The organism is Streptomyces sp. NPDC058284 (assembly GCF_042881135.1).
Classification (GTDB): Bacteria; Actinomycetota; Actinomycetes; order Streptomycetales; family Streptomycetaceae; genus Streptomyces.
In genome coordinates, this window is sequence record NZ_JBHVYE010000001.1 from 1 (window position 1) to 14,538 (window position 14,538).

Here is a 14,538-nt window from a genome sequence, read left to right on the forward strand (position 1 = left end):
GCGCCCGGGGGGGCGGGCCCCCCCCCCCCCCCGCCCCGGGACGCGGGACAACCCGAGCGGAGTGACAGATGACAGGCCCCCGTACCGCCGTCCGACGGGCGGTCCGCAGCCGCGGACGTGGCGCGGCGATCGCCGCGTTCGTCGTACTGGCCGCCACCGTGCCCGCGGCGGCCGGGGCGTCCGGTACGCAGAAGGTCGACGCCGCGCTGCCCTACGTATGCCTGTTCCCCTCCGGAAAGCACTCCGCGACGGTACGGATCTCGGCTGCCCTGCCCGAGCGGGCGGCCGTCGGCGACCCGATCGAACCCGCGGACGTGACCACGACCGTCGAGCTGCCGGAGCCCGCGGTGGCGGACCTCGCTGCGCTGGGCGCGGCCGGTGCCCGGGCGGCGACCCGGCTGACGGTGGGCGTCACCCAGGGCGAGGCCACCGCCGAGGCGACCTGGCGCGGCAGCGCCGAACCCACGGCCCTGCCCTCGGCCGGGCCGCTGACACTGACCGCGACGGGGGACGTCCCCTCGATGACCGGGCAGAGCGCGGGCGAACTGACCATGACGGCGGGCGACTTCGCCCTGGACCTCGCGCTGAGCACCGCGGACGGCGGTACCACCGACCCCGCCACGGTCACCGTCGACTGCGACCTCGCCGAGGGAGCGCCGGACGGCGGGCGGCTGGCCGACGTCCTGGTCGGCAAGGACGAGGGAGGCGGCACGCAACCCCCGAGCGGATCACCGTCCGAGTCCCCCTCCGACGCGCCTTCCGCCTCCGACGAGCCTTCCGCATCCGGCAGGCCGGGGCAACCGGAGAAGGGCCCGGCGGGCGGGCGCACCCCGAAGGTCACCGAGCCCGGTCCCGGCGGTGGCTCCGCCGGACGTACCGCGCCGACCTGCAAGTACGACGAGAAGTACCCGGCGGGACCGATGTCCCTGAACGCCTACATCACCGGCTACTCCAACGTGAACAAGCTCGACGGCGCCGCGCTGATCCCGCCGTTCTGCACGCTCATCACCCAGGGAGAGCCGCAGTTCGTGTTCTTCCCCGACTACAGCGGCGCCACCATCACCCAGCATTCCACCGCCGACCTCTACCACCGGCAGCGCAAGCAGACACAGCCCTTCGACGCGACCTTCCTGACCTTCGACTTCACCCCCACGACGGCCACGATGGTGCTGGAGCAGACGGGTCCGATGACCATCGACTCGCACGGCACCACCGACTTCGTGTTCACCAGCACGGACACCTACGTCCGGGCACCGGTCGTGCTCCGGGTGACGTCGCTCAAGGTCAACGGCACCCCGCTGGACGTAGGGACGAAGTGCCGCACCAAGACGTCGCTCGCCTCCCCGGACCCGGACCCTGCGAAGCACCCCGGTGACCACCTGGTCCTGCACGGCCGCGGCGAGCAGACCACCGGCCAGCCCGCCACCGGCTACCTCCTGCTGTCCGGCGGCCCGTTGACCGGCAAGGTCACCATCCCCGCCTTCACGGGCTGCGGCACCGCCGACGGTGAGGACCTCGACCGCCTGCTCACGGCTTCCGTCTCCGGCCCGGACAACTACGTCAAGCAGATCCAGGGGCAGACCTGCTTCGTCTCGGCCGATGTGCTCAACCCCGACGAGTGCACCGAGGACGCCCAGCCCCGCAAGATCCCCGTAGCCGAACGTTGATCCCCCAAGCCCCCCAGCCCCGCCCCTCTCCCCCTCAACTCCCCGACCCGGAAGGCCACATGATGCGGTTCTCCCTCGGCACCAGAGTCGCCACCACTGCCACCGCCCTCGGCACCGCGCTCGGCGCCTTCGCCTCCATGGGCACCGCCACCGCGGCCGTCGCGGCGCCGAACGGCGAGTGGGCACCCTTCACCCGCTGCCCCGTGGACGCCCCGGCGATGCTGGCCGCCGACGGCCTGGTCAAGACCCCGCAGTGCGTGGTCTCCACCTCACCGAACGGCTCCATCAAACTGGGCAGGACGACCGTGCCCACAGGGAAGACCAACCTCCAAATGGGGGTCGTCCAGAACTCGGACGGGACCAGCTCCGTGGTGGCCCCGTCCGGCGGCGCCCTCGTCGCCGACTCCGCGACCGTCCCCGGCGGCCTCCTCGGGCTGATGTGCCCGAGCAACATCCCCGCGATCACCGACATCTGCAAGCAGCTCAGCAACAGCACGCTCAACAAGATCACGGCGACGGTGGAGTCCGTCGGCGCACCCTACGACTTCGACCAGACCGGCGGCATCGTCACCGACAAGCCGATCGTCGCCATACCGGTCCGCATCCACCTGGAGAACCCGTTCCTCGGCGCCAAGTGCTACATCGGCACCGCCGCCAAACCCGTCGTGCTGCGTCCAAAGAACCTGCAGTTCCCCGAATTCGGCATGTCGTTCTTCCGTGGTGACGGCACGGCCGACGACGAGGGCGAGATGAGCCGCGTCAACCTCACGGGGGCCGCGCAGAACGACAGCACCTTCGCCGTGCCGGGCGCCAGTGGCTGCGGTCTCGGCCTGCTCGGCCTGATCGACGCGGCGGTCAACGCCAAGACGGGGCTGCCCTCCGCCGCGGGAAACAACAGCCTGACGCTCAACAACTCCCAGACGCACCTCGCCGGCCTCAACGCCCCCGGCACCTTCGCCCCCGACGCGGGCAAGCGCCTCGCGCAGAACTGGCACTCCGCCGTCGAGTAATGGCCGCGCGGCGGCGATTTCCAGCCGTCCCAGCAGCCGTGCCACGCCCCACCGAACCGAAATGTGTACGGACTGTGTACGTCCCATGGAACTTGATTTAGCTTCAACAGCCCAGACACGCGTCACCTCAAGACCGGTCGTGCGCCTCCCCCGTGACGGGCCGGGGCGCACGACCGGTGCACCGTGGGCCCGAAGAGCAAGGGACGGCACGTATGCCTTCATCCACGCGACCGCCTGAAGTCGGTGAACCGCTCGAACCCCTTCCCAAGGAGTTCGCCGCGTTCATGAGACCGGAATTACCCGGCCTCCTGAAGGAGATCGGCGCCGAGGTCACCCGGGCCTACCCCGAGTACGGGCGGCTGCTCAACGGGCCCAACGCCGAACCCATCCGGCAGGGTGTCGAGCAGGCCCTGGCGGCCTTCGTGGACCGCGTCGCCGAACCCGGCAAGAACGCCGAGCTGCGCGACGAACTGCTGCGCAAGTTCGGCCGCGTGGAAGCGTACGAGGGACGCGCCCTTGAGACCCTGCGGGGGGCGTACCGGCTCGGCGCCCGCATCGCGCTGCGCCGCGCCAAGGCGGTGGGCCAGCAGTACCGGCTCTCGCCCGCCCTGATCCTCGCCTTCGCCGACGCCCTGTTCGCGTACGTCGACGAACTGGAGCAGATCTCCCGCGAGGGCTACATCGAGGTGCAGTCGCGGGCCTTCTCCGAGGTACCGGCACGGCGAAGACGGCTGCTCCACCTCATCCTCGCCGCTCCCCCGCTGCCCCAGGCGCTTCCCGCGCTCTGCGAGGCCGCGGCCTGGCGACTGCCCACCGACGTCACCATGGTCGCCCTGCGCACCCCGGTCCCCGAGCACCTGGAGGCGGCCCTCGCCGACGACGTCCTCCTGGACCTGGACATCCCGCAGCCGCATCTGCTGATACCCGGAGCCCTCACCCCCGAGCGCCGATCGATGCTCGAAGCGGCGCTGGCGGGCGCGCACGCCGTGGTGGGGCCGACCGTGCCGCCCGCCCAGGCCGCCGACTCCATCCGCTGGGCGCGCCGGCTGCTCCAGCTGATCGACGAACGCGTGGTGGCCGACGCTCCCCTGGTCAGCTGCGAGGACCACCTGGTGACGTTGTGGCTGCTCTCGGACCCGGCGCTCGTGACCCGTCTCGCGGCCGGGGAACTGGCCCCGATCGACCACCTGCCGGCCAGCCGCCGCGACCGGCTCGTGGAGACCCTGCGCGTGCACGTCTCCACGCGGGCGCCCGCGGAGCAGGTCGGCGACATGCTCGGCGTGCACGCCCAGACCGTCCGCTACCGCCTGCGGAACCTGGACGTCCTGCTTGGCGACCGCCTCGCCGACCCCGACCACCGCTTCGCCCTGGAGGCCGCGCTGCGCGCCCTGCACCTGCTCTCCCGCGACACAAAGGAGCAATGACGGGCCACCTTCTGCTGCGGCGACATTGCGATCTCTACGGCAGCATTGCGGACTCGTGGCGGAACCGGCCAGAAGCTGGTGCGGCCACCCAGTGCGGACCAAGCTGACATTCGCCCCTCACGGCACCGTTCCGTACTCGTACACCCGCAGAAAGCTCCACCACACATGTACTCGACCTGTCTTCCCGGCGCCTTTCCGGCGCGTCCCGCGTGTGTGGTGGAGAGGCGGTCCGCACCGTGCGCCATGTGATGCGCAAGGCGGGCGGCTGGCTCCTGATGATCGCGATCGCGACCAATGCCACGTACTTCCTGGCCAGTTGGTTCCTCGACCCACGATCGAACTACAAGGAGCAGCGCCCCGTCCGCAGCGAGGAGCAGATCTCCCGGGCCCTCGCCCCGTACAACCTCGACCCCGGGGAACCGCTGGTGCAGCGGTGGTGGCACTGGCTCACCTCGGTGACCGTCCACTTCGACTGGGGCAGGTCACCCACCGGCGTCTCCGTCAACGGCGAGGTGGGCTACCGTGCGCTGGTCAGCGCCGAGTTGGTCGTCACCGCGACCGTCCTGTCCGTCGTGATCGGTGTGGCGCTCGCCGTCTACACCGCCGCACGCCAGTACGGCGCGGCCGACCGCGTCTCGCAGGCCATCTCCATCGCGGTGTTCAACGTCCCGACGCCCGTCGCGGCGCTCGCCGTGGTCTTCGTCGCCATCTGGCTCAGCCAGCACGCCGGGTTCGACTTCCTCTACGTCGCCGGGGAGAACTCGCCCGACGTCGAGGGCCTGCTGCCGACGATCGGTGACCGCCTCCTGCATCTGATCCTGCCGACGCTCACCCTGACGCTGATGGGCTACGTGGGCTACCACCTGACACAGCGTTCCCTGCTGCTCGACACGATCAACGCCGACTTCGTGCGCACCGCCCAGGCCACCGGCCTCACCCGCGCCCAGGCCGTCCGCAGGCACGCGCTGCGCGCCGCGCTGATCCCGACGGCGGCCTCCGTGGCGTTCAGCGTGCCCGCCATCTTCACCGGGGCCGTCATCACCGAGACGATCTTCGGCTGGAACGGCATGGGCCGCTACTTCATCCAGACCATCAGCAAGAACGACGTGCACGGCACGGTCGCGACGGCCGCGTTCGCCGCGGTGCTCACCGCGATCGGCGCGATCCTCGCGGACATCGCCACCGTCTTCCTCGACCCCCGGGTGCGGGTGAACTGACATGGCGACAGCGATCGACACCCTCCAACCGCGCGCGGAGCTCGGCCGCGGCCGGCTCTACCTGCGGCGCTTCCTGCGCAACCGCCTCGCCGTCGCCGGCGTCGTGATCTTCGCGCTGCTCGTGCTGTTCAGCGTCTTCGGCGGCCTGTTCACGTCCTACACCCACACCGACGCCGACTTCGCAGCCCTCACCCAGCCGCCGAGCGCCGTGCACTGGTTCGGCACCAACCAGGGCGGCAACGACGTCTACGCCAGCGCCGTGCACGGGCTGCGGCGCTCGCTGGTGATCGCCGTGAGCGTGTCCGTCCTGACGATCGTCTTCGCCGCGGTCATCGGTTCCAGCGCCGCGTACTTCGGCGGCCGGGTGGAGAGGCTGACGCTCGCCGTCATCCACTTCCTCCTGATCGTCCCCTCGTTCCTCATCCTCGCCCTGGTCTCCCACCGCCTGGCCGGTGACTGGCGCGCCCTCATCCTCGTGCTGACCGTGTTCGGCTGGATGTCCACCGCCCGCGTCGTCTGGTCCGTCTCGACCTCGCTGCGCGAACGGGACTACGTGACGGCGGCGGAGTTCATGGGCGTACACCCGCTGCGCATCGTCCTGCGCCACATCATCCCCAACCTCGGTTCCCTGCTCATCGTCAACCTGACGCTCGGCGTCGTCGCGACCGTGCTGAGCGAGACCGCGCTGTCGTTCCTCGGATTCGGCGTCCAGACCCCGGACGTCTCGCTGGGCACGATGCTCGCCGACGGAGCGGCCACCGTCACCAGCGCCCCGTGGCTCTTCGCCTTCCCCGCCGGCCTCGTCGTCCTGCTCACCGTGTCGATGACCTTCATCGGCGACGGGCTGCGCGACGCCCTCGACCCCACCTCTGTGACCGGCGCGGCGGGAGGCCGACGATGACGACACTGACCAGCCCCCTGCACGACCACCCGGCTCCCCCCGGCGATGTCGCGCCCGTGCTCTCCGTACGCGACCTGCGGGTCTCCTTCCCCTCCGAGGCCGGGCCCGTCGAGGCGGTGCGCGGCGTCAGCTTCGACCTGCTGCCGGGCCGGACCCTGGGCATCGTCGGCGAGTCGGGATCGGGCAAGTCGGCCACCGCGATGGGCGTCATGGGCCTGCTGCCGCCCACCGCCGAGCTGCGCGGCCAGGTCCTCCTCGGCGGCCAGGACCTGATCGGTCTCGACGACCGGGCGCTGTCGCGGGTACGGGGGAAATCCGTCGGCATGGTCTTCCAGGACCCGCTGTCCGCGCTCACGCCCATCTTCTCCGTGGGCCGGCTGCTCTGTGACGCGCTGCGGGTCCACCAGGACCTGTCCAAGAAGGCCGCCTGGGAGCAGGCCGTCGAACTGCTCGACCTCGTCGGCATCCCCGACCCGCGCAGCCGCGCCTCGGCCTTCCCCCACGAGTTCTCGGGCGGCATGCGCCAGCGCGTGGTCATCGCCATGGCGATCGCCAACCGGCCGCGCGTCCTTGTGGCCGACGAACCCACCACGGCGCTCGACGTCACGGTGCAGGCGCAGATCCTCGACGTACTGCGCCTCGCGCAGCGGGAGACCGGCGCCGGGCTCGTCCTGATCACCCACGACCTCGGTGTCGTGGCCGGTCACGCGGACGACGTCGCCGTGATGTACGCGGGCCGCTTCGTGGAGAAGGCAGGCGTGGATGAGCTGTTCCGGCGGCCGACGATGCCGTACACCGCGCGGCTCCTCGCCGCGGTGCCGACCGTGGACGGCGGGGTGCGCCGCCCCCTCGTCCCGATCGGCGGGGAGCCGCCCGCCCTGACGGCTCTGCCGGCCGGCTGCCCCTTCGCGAGCCGGTGCGCCGTCGCACTCGACGCGTGCGGCTCCGAAGAGCCGGAGCTGCGCCGTGTGACGGGGCACGGGGACGTGGCCTGCCTTCGCGCGGCCGAGATAGCCGCAGGCACCCTGGACCCCACCGAGGGCGTCGCGCCCGTCACCCCGGAGGCGGGCACGGGTCGCACCGGGGGCGGTGATGTGGTGCTGCGTGTCGAAGACCTCGTGAAGACGTTTCCCGTCACCAAGGGCGCGTTCGTCAAGCGCCGGGTCGGCACCCTGCACGCGGTCAACGGGGTCAGCTTCGAGCTGCGCGGCGGTGAGACGCTGGGCCTGGTGGGCGAGTCGGGCAGCGGCAAGACGACGACGCTGCTGGAGATCCTGCGGCTCAGGCGGCCGGAGGGCGGCCGGATCGAGATCTCCGGGCGGGAGGTCGGGGCGCCGGCGGGCACGAGTAGGCGTACGGATTCTGGTACGAGTGCTGGTGCTGGTACGAGTGCTGGTGCTGGTACCAGTACCGGGGGCGGCGCCGGCAGCACCCGCGACGCGCGAGCCGGTTCCGGCGGCGGGCGCGGGCGCACTCCGCGGCACGACGTGCAGATCGTCATGCAGGACCCGCTGGGCGCCCTGGACCCGCGCCTTCCCGTCCACCAACTGCTCGCCGAGCCCCTGCGGGCCGTCGGCCGGGACCGCGACGCGATCCGCTCCCGCGTCCATGAACTGCTGTCGCTCGTCGGTCTCGACGCCTCGGTGGGCGACCGCTTCCCCGTCGCGCTCTCGGGAGGCCAGCGCCAGCGCGTCGGCATCGCCCGCGCCCTGGCCACGGACCCGAAACTGCTCGTCCTCGACGAGCCGCTCTCCGCCCTTGACGTATCGGTGCAGGCCGGTGTGATCAACCTGCTGGCCCGGCTCAAGCGCGAACTGGGCCTCGCCTACCTCATGGTGGCCCACGATCTCGCCGTGGTCCGCTACCTCTGCGACCGCGTCGCGGTGATGTACCTGGGGCACATCATCGAGACCGGCGACACGGAGACGCTCTTCTCCGACCCGAAGCACCCGTACACCAAGGCGCTGCTCTCGGCGATCCCCGTACCCGACCCGGAGCGCGAACGCACCCGTGAGCGCACCGTGTTGCGGGGCGAGCAGCCGGACGCCACGAACCTGCCGCGCGGCTGCGTGTTCGTCGACCGTTGCCCCTTGTACCGCCTCGCGGACGACGACGTCCGGGAGCGCTGCCGCACGGAGCGCCCCGCGTCCCGCTCTGTGCCGGGGCAGCCGGGTCACGCATACGCCTGCCACGCCGCGTGACCTGAGCGCCGCTGTCCGGCGCCCCGGGTGCCGACTTCCGACTCCCCGTTCGACAAGCCACACCTTCAACTCAAGGACTCTTCCCCATGCGCGCAAGACTGGCCCTGCCCGTCGCCCTCATAGCGGCCATCTCCGTCACCGCCACCGCCTGCCAGTCCTCATCCGGTGGCAGCGGCGCGGGCAACGAGGGCACGCCCACCTCCGCTTCCGGAGCCGCCGACTACAACCCGACGGCGTACGACAAGCTCAAGGACGGCGGGACCTACACGACGGCGGGCACGTTCGACGATCAGGGCAACCCGTTCCACGTCAACTCCACCCTGACGGCCACCCGGGTGTGGGGCTGGTACAACGCGAACGCGATCACCTTCTCGCCGACCGGTGAGGTGCGGTACAACCGGGACTACTTCAGCGACGTGAAGGTGTCCGTCAAGGGCGGCGACCAGAAGGTCGTCCTGACGCTCAACAAGAAGGCCGCCTTCAACGACGGGACGCCGATCGACTGGACGGCCATCAAGGCGACCTGGAAGGCCAACAACGGGAGCGACAAGGACTTCGCGGCCTCGTCCACGGACGGCTACTCCCAGATCACCGACGTCGCGCGGGGCAAGGACGACAAGCAGGCCGTCATCACCTTCAAGGGCGTCAACGCCTCCTGGCCGGGCCTGTTCACCACGTTCCTGCATCCGAAGGCTGCGGAGGTCGGCAACTTCAACAAGGCGTACGTGAAGAAGGCGCACCCCGAGTGGGGCGCGGGCCCGTACACGGTCGGCAAGTGGGACACCCACTCGGGCGACATCACCTTCGTCCGCAACCCGAAGTGGTGGGGCAGGAAGGGCAAGCTCGACAAGCGCGTCTACGTGAACCTGGAGTCGACCGCGGCGGTCAACGCCTTCAAGAACGGCCAGCTCGACTACGTCTCCGCGGTCGACGCCGAGAGCCTGAAGCAGGTGAAGGGGCTCAAGGGCACCGAGATCCGAAGCGGCGGCAGCCCGTTCGCCTACTCGCTCCACTTCAACACCAAGTCGTCGGTCCTCGGGGACAAGGCGGTGCGCAAGGCGGTCCAGGAGAGCGTCGACCGCAGCCAGATCGCGAAGATCCAGTTCCAGGGCCTGGACTACAAGGAGCCGCTGCCCGGCTCAGCGGTGCTCTACAGCTTCCAGAAGGGGTACGAGGACAACGTCTCGGCCGTCCTGAAGTACGCGCCCGACCGGGCGAAGAAGGAACTGGACGCGGCGGGCTGGAAACCCGGGGGCGACGGAGTCCGGGAGAAGGGCGGCAAGAAGCTCGAGATCGGGTACACGCTGCTGGGCGACGACGCGTTGGGCAAGGCCACCGCCGGCGCACTCGCCGCGATGCTGAAGCCGGTCGGTGTACGCCTCGCCATCAAGAAGGCCGACGAGGCGGACTTCGCCAACATCCTCAGCGAACGGAAGTTCGACCTGTTCCTCTCGGGCAACCGCTCCATGAACCCCTACGGGGCCCGCAATCTGTGCGACTTCTACTGCTCGGACCGTGAGTCCAACCTCACGGGGGCCGGGTCCCCGGCGCTGGACAAGGAGATCCGCGCCACGGGGGACATCGCCGATCTGGGCGAGCAGGCAGCGGCGGCCAACAACGTCGAGCGGAAGGCCTTCCAGAACTACGCCCTGCTCCCGATGTTCAGCGGACCCTCGACGTACAGCGTGAAGAAGGGGCTCGCGAACGTGGGCGCGACCATCTTCCACAACCCGCTGCCGGAGACGGTGGGCTGGGAGAAGTAGCCCACCGGCTCGCCGGCCGGGGCGTTGATGCGGGCGGTCAGCCGCCCTGGCCGGCGCCGCACCCAGCGGAGTGATCGTCTCGCGATCAGGTCGGTGCCTTGATTTTTCCTTCCCGCGAAGAGGCCTTTCCGGCCGCCTCGGGGGTATTCGGCGGCATGGCCATTCACGAGAAGTCAGTGCCGCTGGTGACGCAGGACATCATCCGGCGTTTGGTTGCCGCCGTACGCCAGGGCGATGACGAATCCGTCCGGACGGTGCTCGAGCGGTTGTCGGAGGTTGCCGACACCTCGGCGCTCCTGCTGCTGGGTGAGCGGCTGAACGAAGACCTCGAACCACGACGGCTCAGGGGAGCCGAGGGGACGGGCGATGTGTCGCCGGTGTGATGGCCTGCGCCCGGGCATTCCGCCTCCGTGGCCGGTCCGCGCGGCGCGGTGCCCGCCGTCAGGTGTGGTCGGGCCGGTCGGAGCCCTGGGCTGCACCTTGCCCGATGAGCGAGTCGAGCTGGGTGGCGAGGCGGGGGTGGGCGGCTGTCAGGTAGGGGCGGGTGGCGGTCAGCGGGGGGACCAGGGCCGCGGGGTCGTCGTGGGCGAGGGCCGCGTCGAGCCGGCCGAGGGGGGTGCGGGCGGCCGTGGGGAGGTCGGTGAGGGCGGCGATCTGTCCGGCGATGCGGCGCAGGGCCGCGGCGTTGTCGCGGGCCCAGGCGGTGTGGGTGCGGTCGGCGGCGCGGCTCTCCCGGGTGGCCTGGACGCGCTGTTCCGCGGTGGTTCCGGCGGGGCCCGGACGGTTGCGCAGGTAGCGGCGTTCGGCGGCCTGGCGGCTGGCGACACCGAGTGGGTGGGCGAGGTCGGCCCAGCTGGCACCCGCTTCGCGGGCGGTCTCGATCAGGCCCGTCTCCCATCCGGCGAGCTGCTCGCGGACCTGCCGCAGCAGCAGGAGGGAGGCCAGGGCCTGCTCCGGGCCGACATCCGTGACGGCGGGATCGTCGGGGTCGGCGGCTTCGTTGTGGGCGTCGTGCACGGCGTGCCCGATGGTTTCCAGGGCCGCCGCGGCAGCCAGGAACGAGGCCGGGCTCCGGGCGTCGGCGCCGGTATCGGCGCCGGTGGAGGGTGGCTGGCCTGATGCTGTCACGAGAGCTCCTTCCTGCCGTCATCCTTTGGACGACGCCGGTGTTTGTCATCTATTGGATGACATGTTACAACGGTGTCAGTGAAGCGCATTGGCGGGTACGACCCAGACCTTCAGGAGGTGTTTCGCGATGTTGATGCGCACTGACCCCTTCCGCGAGCTCGACCGCCTCGCCCAGCAGCTCACGGGCGCCGGCACCGGCACCTGGACGCGGCCGACCACGATGGCGATGGACGCCTACCGTGAGGGCGACGAGTACGTGGTGGCCTTCGACATCCCCGGTGTCAGCGCGGACGCGATCGACATCGACGTCGAACGGAACATGCTGACCGTCAAGGCCGAGCGCCGCCCCGTGGCGAAGGCCGACGACGTGCAGATGGAGCTGTCGGAACGGCCGCTGGGTGTCTCCTCCCGTCAGCTCGTGCTGGCCGACACCCTGGACACCGAGCGCATCAAGGCCGACTACGAGGCCGGGGTGCTGACCCTGCGCATCCCGATCGCCGAGCGCGCCAAGCCCCGCAAGATCTCCATCGGCGGGGACTCCTCCCGCAAGGAGATCTCCGGCTGAGTCCGGCGCCCCGGACCGGCCGACGGCGCAGGGCGGGCATCCTCCCGGTCTCCCCCTCCGCCCGCCCTGCGCACCCCTCGGGCCAAGAGAGGCGGTGGCTGACGTGCCCCTGCGACAGGAAGCGTTCCTCGATCAGGTGAAGGAACGCGGCGAGTACGAGAGCGTGCGTGAGGCGGAACGCGTGTCCCGCGTCGTGCTCGCGCTGCTCGGCGCCCACTTGGTCGGCCGCGTACGTGCCGAACTGGCCGCACGCCTGCCGGAAGCATTCGCCCTGATCCTCCTCAATCCGCTGCAGAGCGCCGAACCGCTCTCCCCCGAGCGGTTCGTGCGGGCCACGGCGGCCTGGATCGAGGGGTCGACCGAAGCGACCGCGACGTGGGACGTCAGCGCCGTCCTCAGCACCGCCGCCGACGCGGCCGGTGACGATCTCATGCGGCAGATCCTGCTCCAGCTGCCCGCCGGTTACGACCTGCTCTTCGGCCGCCCCCAGCCCACCTGACCAACCGTCAACCCGGTGCCCGGGCATGCCGGGCACCCGCACAACGACCTCGACGACGAGAAAGGCGACCACCACAGTGATGCCCGACCAGCGCGAACCGGTGCGGCAGCTCCCGGCGATGACGTTCGAGCAGATGTTGGAGAAGGTCCGCTACGAAGGGGCCTATCCCACCCGCGAACGGGCCGCGGAAGCCGTCCACCTGGTCCTTTCGGGACTCGGACGCCAGCTGACGGGCGAAGAACGCGTAGAGCTGGCGGCGCGCCTGCCCTTCGAGGCCGCCGCCACCCTCACCGCGCAGATCCCCGCCGTCGAGACCCTCACCGGCTGGGCCTTCGTCAAGGAGCTCGCCGAGCGCGCCGGCGCCAGCCCGGCCACCACCCGCTGGGACACCGGCGCCGTCCTTGCCACCGTCGCCACCCTCGCGGGACCCGACCTGCTCACCCGCATCCTCAACCAGCTCCCGACCGGCTACGCCCTGCTGTTCGGCCGCGCCGAACTCATCCAGGCCGCCTGACCGAAAGCGGGCGGCGCCGACGCGCGCGAGCCGCTGCCGCCCGCGAAGGAGCGAGCTACTTCTGCTTGACCGGCGGGCACGTGCCCGTGTCCTCACCGATGGAGTTGATCTCGGCGTTGGGACGCGGGTCGCCCGCGTAGTCGACCTGGTCCGTGCACTTCTTGCCGGGCTCCTTCGGCGTACCCGCCGCCTTGCCGGACTTCTGGGGCTCGGGGCAGGTGCCCGTGTCCTCACCGATGGAGTTGATCTCGGCGTTGGAACGGGGGTCGCCCGCGTAGTCGCGCTGGTCCGTGCACTTCGCGTCGGACGCGACGGGCGTGCCCGACTGCTTGCCCTTCGGCGCCTCGGGCTTCGGGGCGCCGGGCTTCGCCGTGTCGGACTTCGAGGTGTCGGCCTTCGGCGTGGCCGTGGCCGCCGATGAACTGCTCGCGGAGGAGGACGTGCTGTCGCCGCCGTCGTTGCCGCAGGCTGTCAGCGCCAGGCCGAGGGCCACCGCGGTCATGGTCAGTGCCGAGATCTTCCGAGTGCGCATGTGTCGTGTCCTCTGAGTGGGGCCGCCGCTCGTGGGGAGCGGATGGACGGGTGAGCGAGCCGATCAGCCGCTCGCCCGTGTCGCTTTCTGCCCCTTCAGACAGACAGGGTGATCAACCCAGTTCCGTCTTGATCGTCTTCAGGACACGTTCGTGACATGACAGTGATCACCTCGTGGCCCGGGCGGACAATTCCGCGCCGCCGCAACCCACGGCGCTCACGGCCAGAGGGCCTCGGCGACGGCCATCCCCGCGAAGGCCGCGCCGAGGCCCGCGACGACGCTCCCGAGCGCGTTGGCCGCGGCGTAGAACCGGGCGCGGCGCTCGGCGAGCCGCAGTGTCTCGTACGAGAAGGTCGAGTACGTCGTCAGCGCGCCGCACAGGCCGGTGCCGAGGAGCAGTTGGGTGTGCGGGGACGCGGCGCCCGCGTTGACCGCGCCGGTGACCACGCCCAGGATCAGGCAGCCGGTGACGTTGGCGGTGAAGGTGCCCCAGGGGAAGTCGGTCCTGTGCCGTACCTGCACGGCTCGGTCGGTCAGATAGCGCAGCGGGGCGCCGACCATGCCGCCGACGGCGACGAGCAGCCAGTTCATGCCCTCCTCCGCGACACCAGGCCGCGCGTCGTCCACGCCGCGCACGACACCGCGGCGAGGGCGGCGAGCAGGGTCAGGCCCAAGTAGGCGAGTCCGGTGCGTGCGTGGCCGTCCCTGACCAGGCGCTCGATGTCCACCGCGTACGTCGAGAACGTGGTGAAGCCGCCGAGGACGCCGGTGCCGAGGAACGGCCGGACCAGGCGGTGCGCCGTCCCGGCCTCGGTGACCAGCACCATGAGGACGCCGATCGCCGCGCATCCCGCGGCGTTCACCACCAGCGTCGTCCAGGGGAACCCTCCGGTAGCGGTCGGCCAGCTCACGGACGCCGCGTACCGTGCCACGGCGCCGACACCGCCACCGACGGAGACCGCCACGACGATCTGCCACTGCCCCCGCGCCGGTTCACGGCGCTGCGCGGCCACGGACAAATCGATGTCGGGGTCCGTGGGTTCGTCCAGTGCCCCGGGCCGCTGAGCTCCCATGGGCCTACGCTAACCGGCCCGGCCGATCACCGCGCCATCAGACC

General features: G+C 71.0%; 15 protein-coding genes. 11 read left to right on the top strand and 4 right to left on the bottom strand.

Features of this window, described 5'->3' with window-relative positions:
* The first annotated feature begins 68 nt into the window (after positions 1-68).
* From ACFVYR_RS00005 to ACFVYR_RS00040, 8 genes are all read left to right on the top strand, one after another.
* The gene (locus tag ACFVYR_RS00005) at positions 69-1,667 is read left to right on the top strand and encodes a DUF6801 domain-containing protein (protein ID WP_384246814.1); all 1,599 of its coding nucleotides are present in this window, start codon (positions 69-71) and stop codon (positions 1,665-1,667) included.
* A 59-nt stretch (positions 1,668-1,726) separates the two neighbouring features.
* A complete protein-coding gene (locus ACFVYR_RS00010) occupies positions 1,727-2,677 on the top strand; it encodes a hypothetical protein (RefSeq protein ID WP_384246817.1) in 951 nt (316 codons plus the stop codon).
* A gap of 212 nt (positions 2,678-2,889) precedes the next feature.
* Positions 2,890-4,101, top strand: a complete 1,212-nt coding sequence (locus ACFVYR_RS00015; RefSeq protein ID WP_384246819.1) for a helix-turn-helix domain-containing protein — start codon at positions 2,890-2,892, stop codon at positions 4,099-4,101.
* A 248-nt stretch (positions 4,102-4,349) separates the two neighbouring features.
* Positions 4,350-5,318, top strand: a complete 969-nt coding sequence (locus ACFVYR_RS00020; RefSeq protein WP_384247960.1) for an ABC transporter permease — start codon at positions 4,350-4,352, stop codon at positions 5,316-5,318.
* Position 5,319: 1 nt separating this feature from the next.
* Positions 5,320-6,219, top strand: coding sequence for an ABC transporter permease (locus ACFVYR_RS00025; RefSeq protein ID WP_384246821.1), 900 nt, complete (start codon positions 5,320-5,322; stop codon positions 6,217-6,219).
* Entirely contained in the window at positions 6,216-8,420 is a 2,205-nt protein-coding gene (locus ACFVYR_RS00030; protein ID WP_384246824.1) for a dipeptide ABC transporter ATP-binding protein, read from the top strand. Before ACFVYR_RS00025 ends, ACFVYR_RS00030 begins: the two co-directional genes overlap by 4 nt.
* Positions 8,421-8,506: 86 nt before the next feature.
* The gene (locus ACFVYR_RS00035; RefSeq protein WP_384246825.1) at positions 8,507-10,183 is read left to right on the top strand and encodes an ABC transporter family substrate-binding protein; all 1,677 of its coding nucleotides are present in this window, start codon (positions 8,507-8,509) and stop codon (positions 10,181-10,183) included.
* A gap of 98 nt (positions 10,184-10,281) precedes the next feature.
* Complete coding sequence (locus ACFVYR_RS00040) at positions 10,282-10,566, top strand: hypothetical protein (RefSeq protein ID WP_384246828.1); 285 nt, start codon at positions 10,282-10,284, stop codon at positions 10,564-10,566.
* A gap of 58 nt (positions 10,567-10,624) precedes the next feature.
* Here ACFVYR_RS00040 and ACFVYR_RS00045 read toward each other — a convergent pair whose 3' ends face one another.
* On the bottom strand, positions 10,625-11,311 hold the full coding sequence (locus tag ACFVYR_RS00045) for a type III effector protein (RefSeq protein ID WP_384246830.1): 687 nt from the start codon (positions 11,309-11,311) through the stop codon (positions 10,625-10,627).
* Positions 11,312-11,438: 127 nt separating this feature from the next.
* Here ACFVYR_RS00045 and ACFVYR_RS00050 point away from each other — a divergent pair, with 127 nt between their 5' ends.
* The 3 genes from ACFVYR_RS00050 (at position 11,439) to ACFVYR_RS00060 (ending at position 12,889) form a co-directional block, all read left to right on the top strand.
* Positions 11,439-11,876 carry an Hsp20/alpha crystallin family protein gene (locus ACFVYR_RS00050; protein WP_384246832.1) on the top strand — a complete coding sequence of 146 codons (438 nt, stop codon included), beginning with the start codon at positions 11,439-11,441 and terminating at the stop codon, positions 11,874-11,876.
* A gap of 103 nt (positions 11,877-11,979) precedes the next feature.
* Positions 11,980-12,375, top strand: coding sequence for a DUF2267 domain-containing protein (locus ACFVYR_RS00055; protein WP_384247961.1), 396 nt, complete (start codon positions 11,980-11,982; stop codon positions 12,373-12,375).
* A 79-nt stretch (positions 12,376-12,454) separates the two neighbouring features.
* On the top strand, positions 12,455-12,889 hold the full coding sequence (locus ACFVYR_RS00060; RefSeq protein WP_384246835.1) for a DUF2267 domain-containing protein: 435 nt from the start codon (positions 12,455-12,457) through the stop codon (positions 12,887-12,889).
* Positions 12,890-12,944: 55 nt separating this feature from the next.
* Here ACFVYR_RS00060 and ACFVYR_RS00065 read toward each other — a convergent pair whose 3' ends face one another.
* From ACFVYR_RS00065 to crcB (ACFVYR_RS00075), 3 genes are all read right to left on the bottom strand, one after another.
* Entirely contained in the window at positions 12,945-13,421 is a 477-nt protein-coding gene (locus tag ACFVYR_RS00065) for a hypothetical protein (RefSeq protein ID WP_384246837.1), read from the bottom strand.
* A 216-nt stretch (positions 13,422-13,637) separates the two neighbouring features.
* Positions 13,638-14,012 carry a fluoride efflux transporter CrcB gene (gene crcB, locus ACFVYR_RS00070; RefSeq protein ID WP_384246839.1) on the bottom strand — a complete coding sequence of 125 codons (375 nt, stop codon included), beginning with the start codon at positions 14,010-14,012 and terminating at the stop codon, positions 13,638-13,640.
* Positions 14,009-14,494: a fluoride efflux transporter CrcB gene (crcB, locus tag ACFVYR_RS00075; RefSeq protein WP_384246841.1), complete on the bottom strand. Its 486-nt coding sequence runs from the start codon at positions 14,492-14,494 to the stop codon at positions 14,009-14,011. Before crcB (ACFVYR_RS00075) ends, crcB (ACFVYR_RS00070) begins: the two co-directional genes overlap by 4 nt.
* Positions 14,495-14,538 lie beyond the last annotated feature (44 nt).

Bases quoted from the DNA above. Each gene is read 5' to 3' on its own strand.
- ACFVYR_RS00025 (WP_384246821.1), top strand. From the start codon at position 5,320: ATGGCGACAGCGATCGACACCCTCCAACCGCGCGCGGAGCTCGGCCGC.
- ACFVYR_RS00050 (WP_384246832.1), top strand. From the start codon at position 11,439: ATGTTGATGCGCACTGACCCCTTCCGCGAGCTCGACCGCCTCGCCCAG.
- ACFVYR_RS00020 (WP_384247960.1), top strand. From the start codon at position 4,350: ATGCGCAAGGCGGGCGGCTGGCTCCTGATGATCGCGATCGCGACCAAT.
- crcB (WP_384246839.1), bottom strand. From the start codon at position 14,012: ATGAACTGGCTGCTCGTCGCCGTCGGCGGCATGGTCGGCGCCCCGCTG.
- ACFVYR_RS00060 (WP_384246835.1), top strand. From the start codon at position 12,455: ATGCCCGACCAGCGCGAACCGGTGCGGCAGCTCCCGGCGATGACGTTC.
- crcB (WP_384246841.1), bottom strand. From the start codon at position 14,494: ATGGGAGCTCAGCGGCCCGGGGCACTGGACGAACCCACGGACCCCGAC.
- ACFVYR_RS00030 (WP_384246824.1), top strand. From the start codon at position 6,216: ATGACGACACTGACCAGCCCCCTGCACGACCACCCGGCTCCCCCCGGC.
- ACFVYR_RS00015 (WP_384246819.1), top strand. From the start codon at position 2,890: ATGCCTTCATCCACGCGACCGCCTGAAGTCGGTGAACCGCTCGAACCC.
- ACFVYR_RS00065 (WP_384246837.1), bottom strand. From the start codon at position 13,421: ATGCGCACTCGGAAGATCTCGGCACTGACCATGACCGCGGTGGCCCTC.
- ACFVYR_RS00035 (WP_384246825.1), top strand. From the start codon at position 8,507: ATGCGCGCAAGACTGGCCCTGCCCGTCGCCCTCATAGCGGCCATCTCC.
- ACFVYR_RS00005 (WP_384246814.1), top strand. From the start codon at position 69: ATGACAGGCCCCCGTACCGCCGTCCGACGGGCGGTCCGCAGCCGCGGA.
- ACFVYR_RS00010 (WP_384246817.1), top strand. From the start codon at position 1,727: ATGATGCGGTTCTCCCTCGGCACCAGAGTCGCCACCACTGCCACCGCC.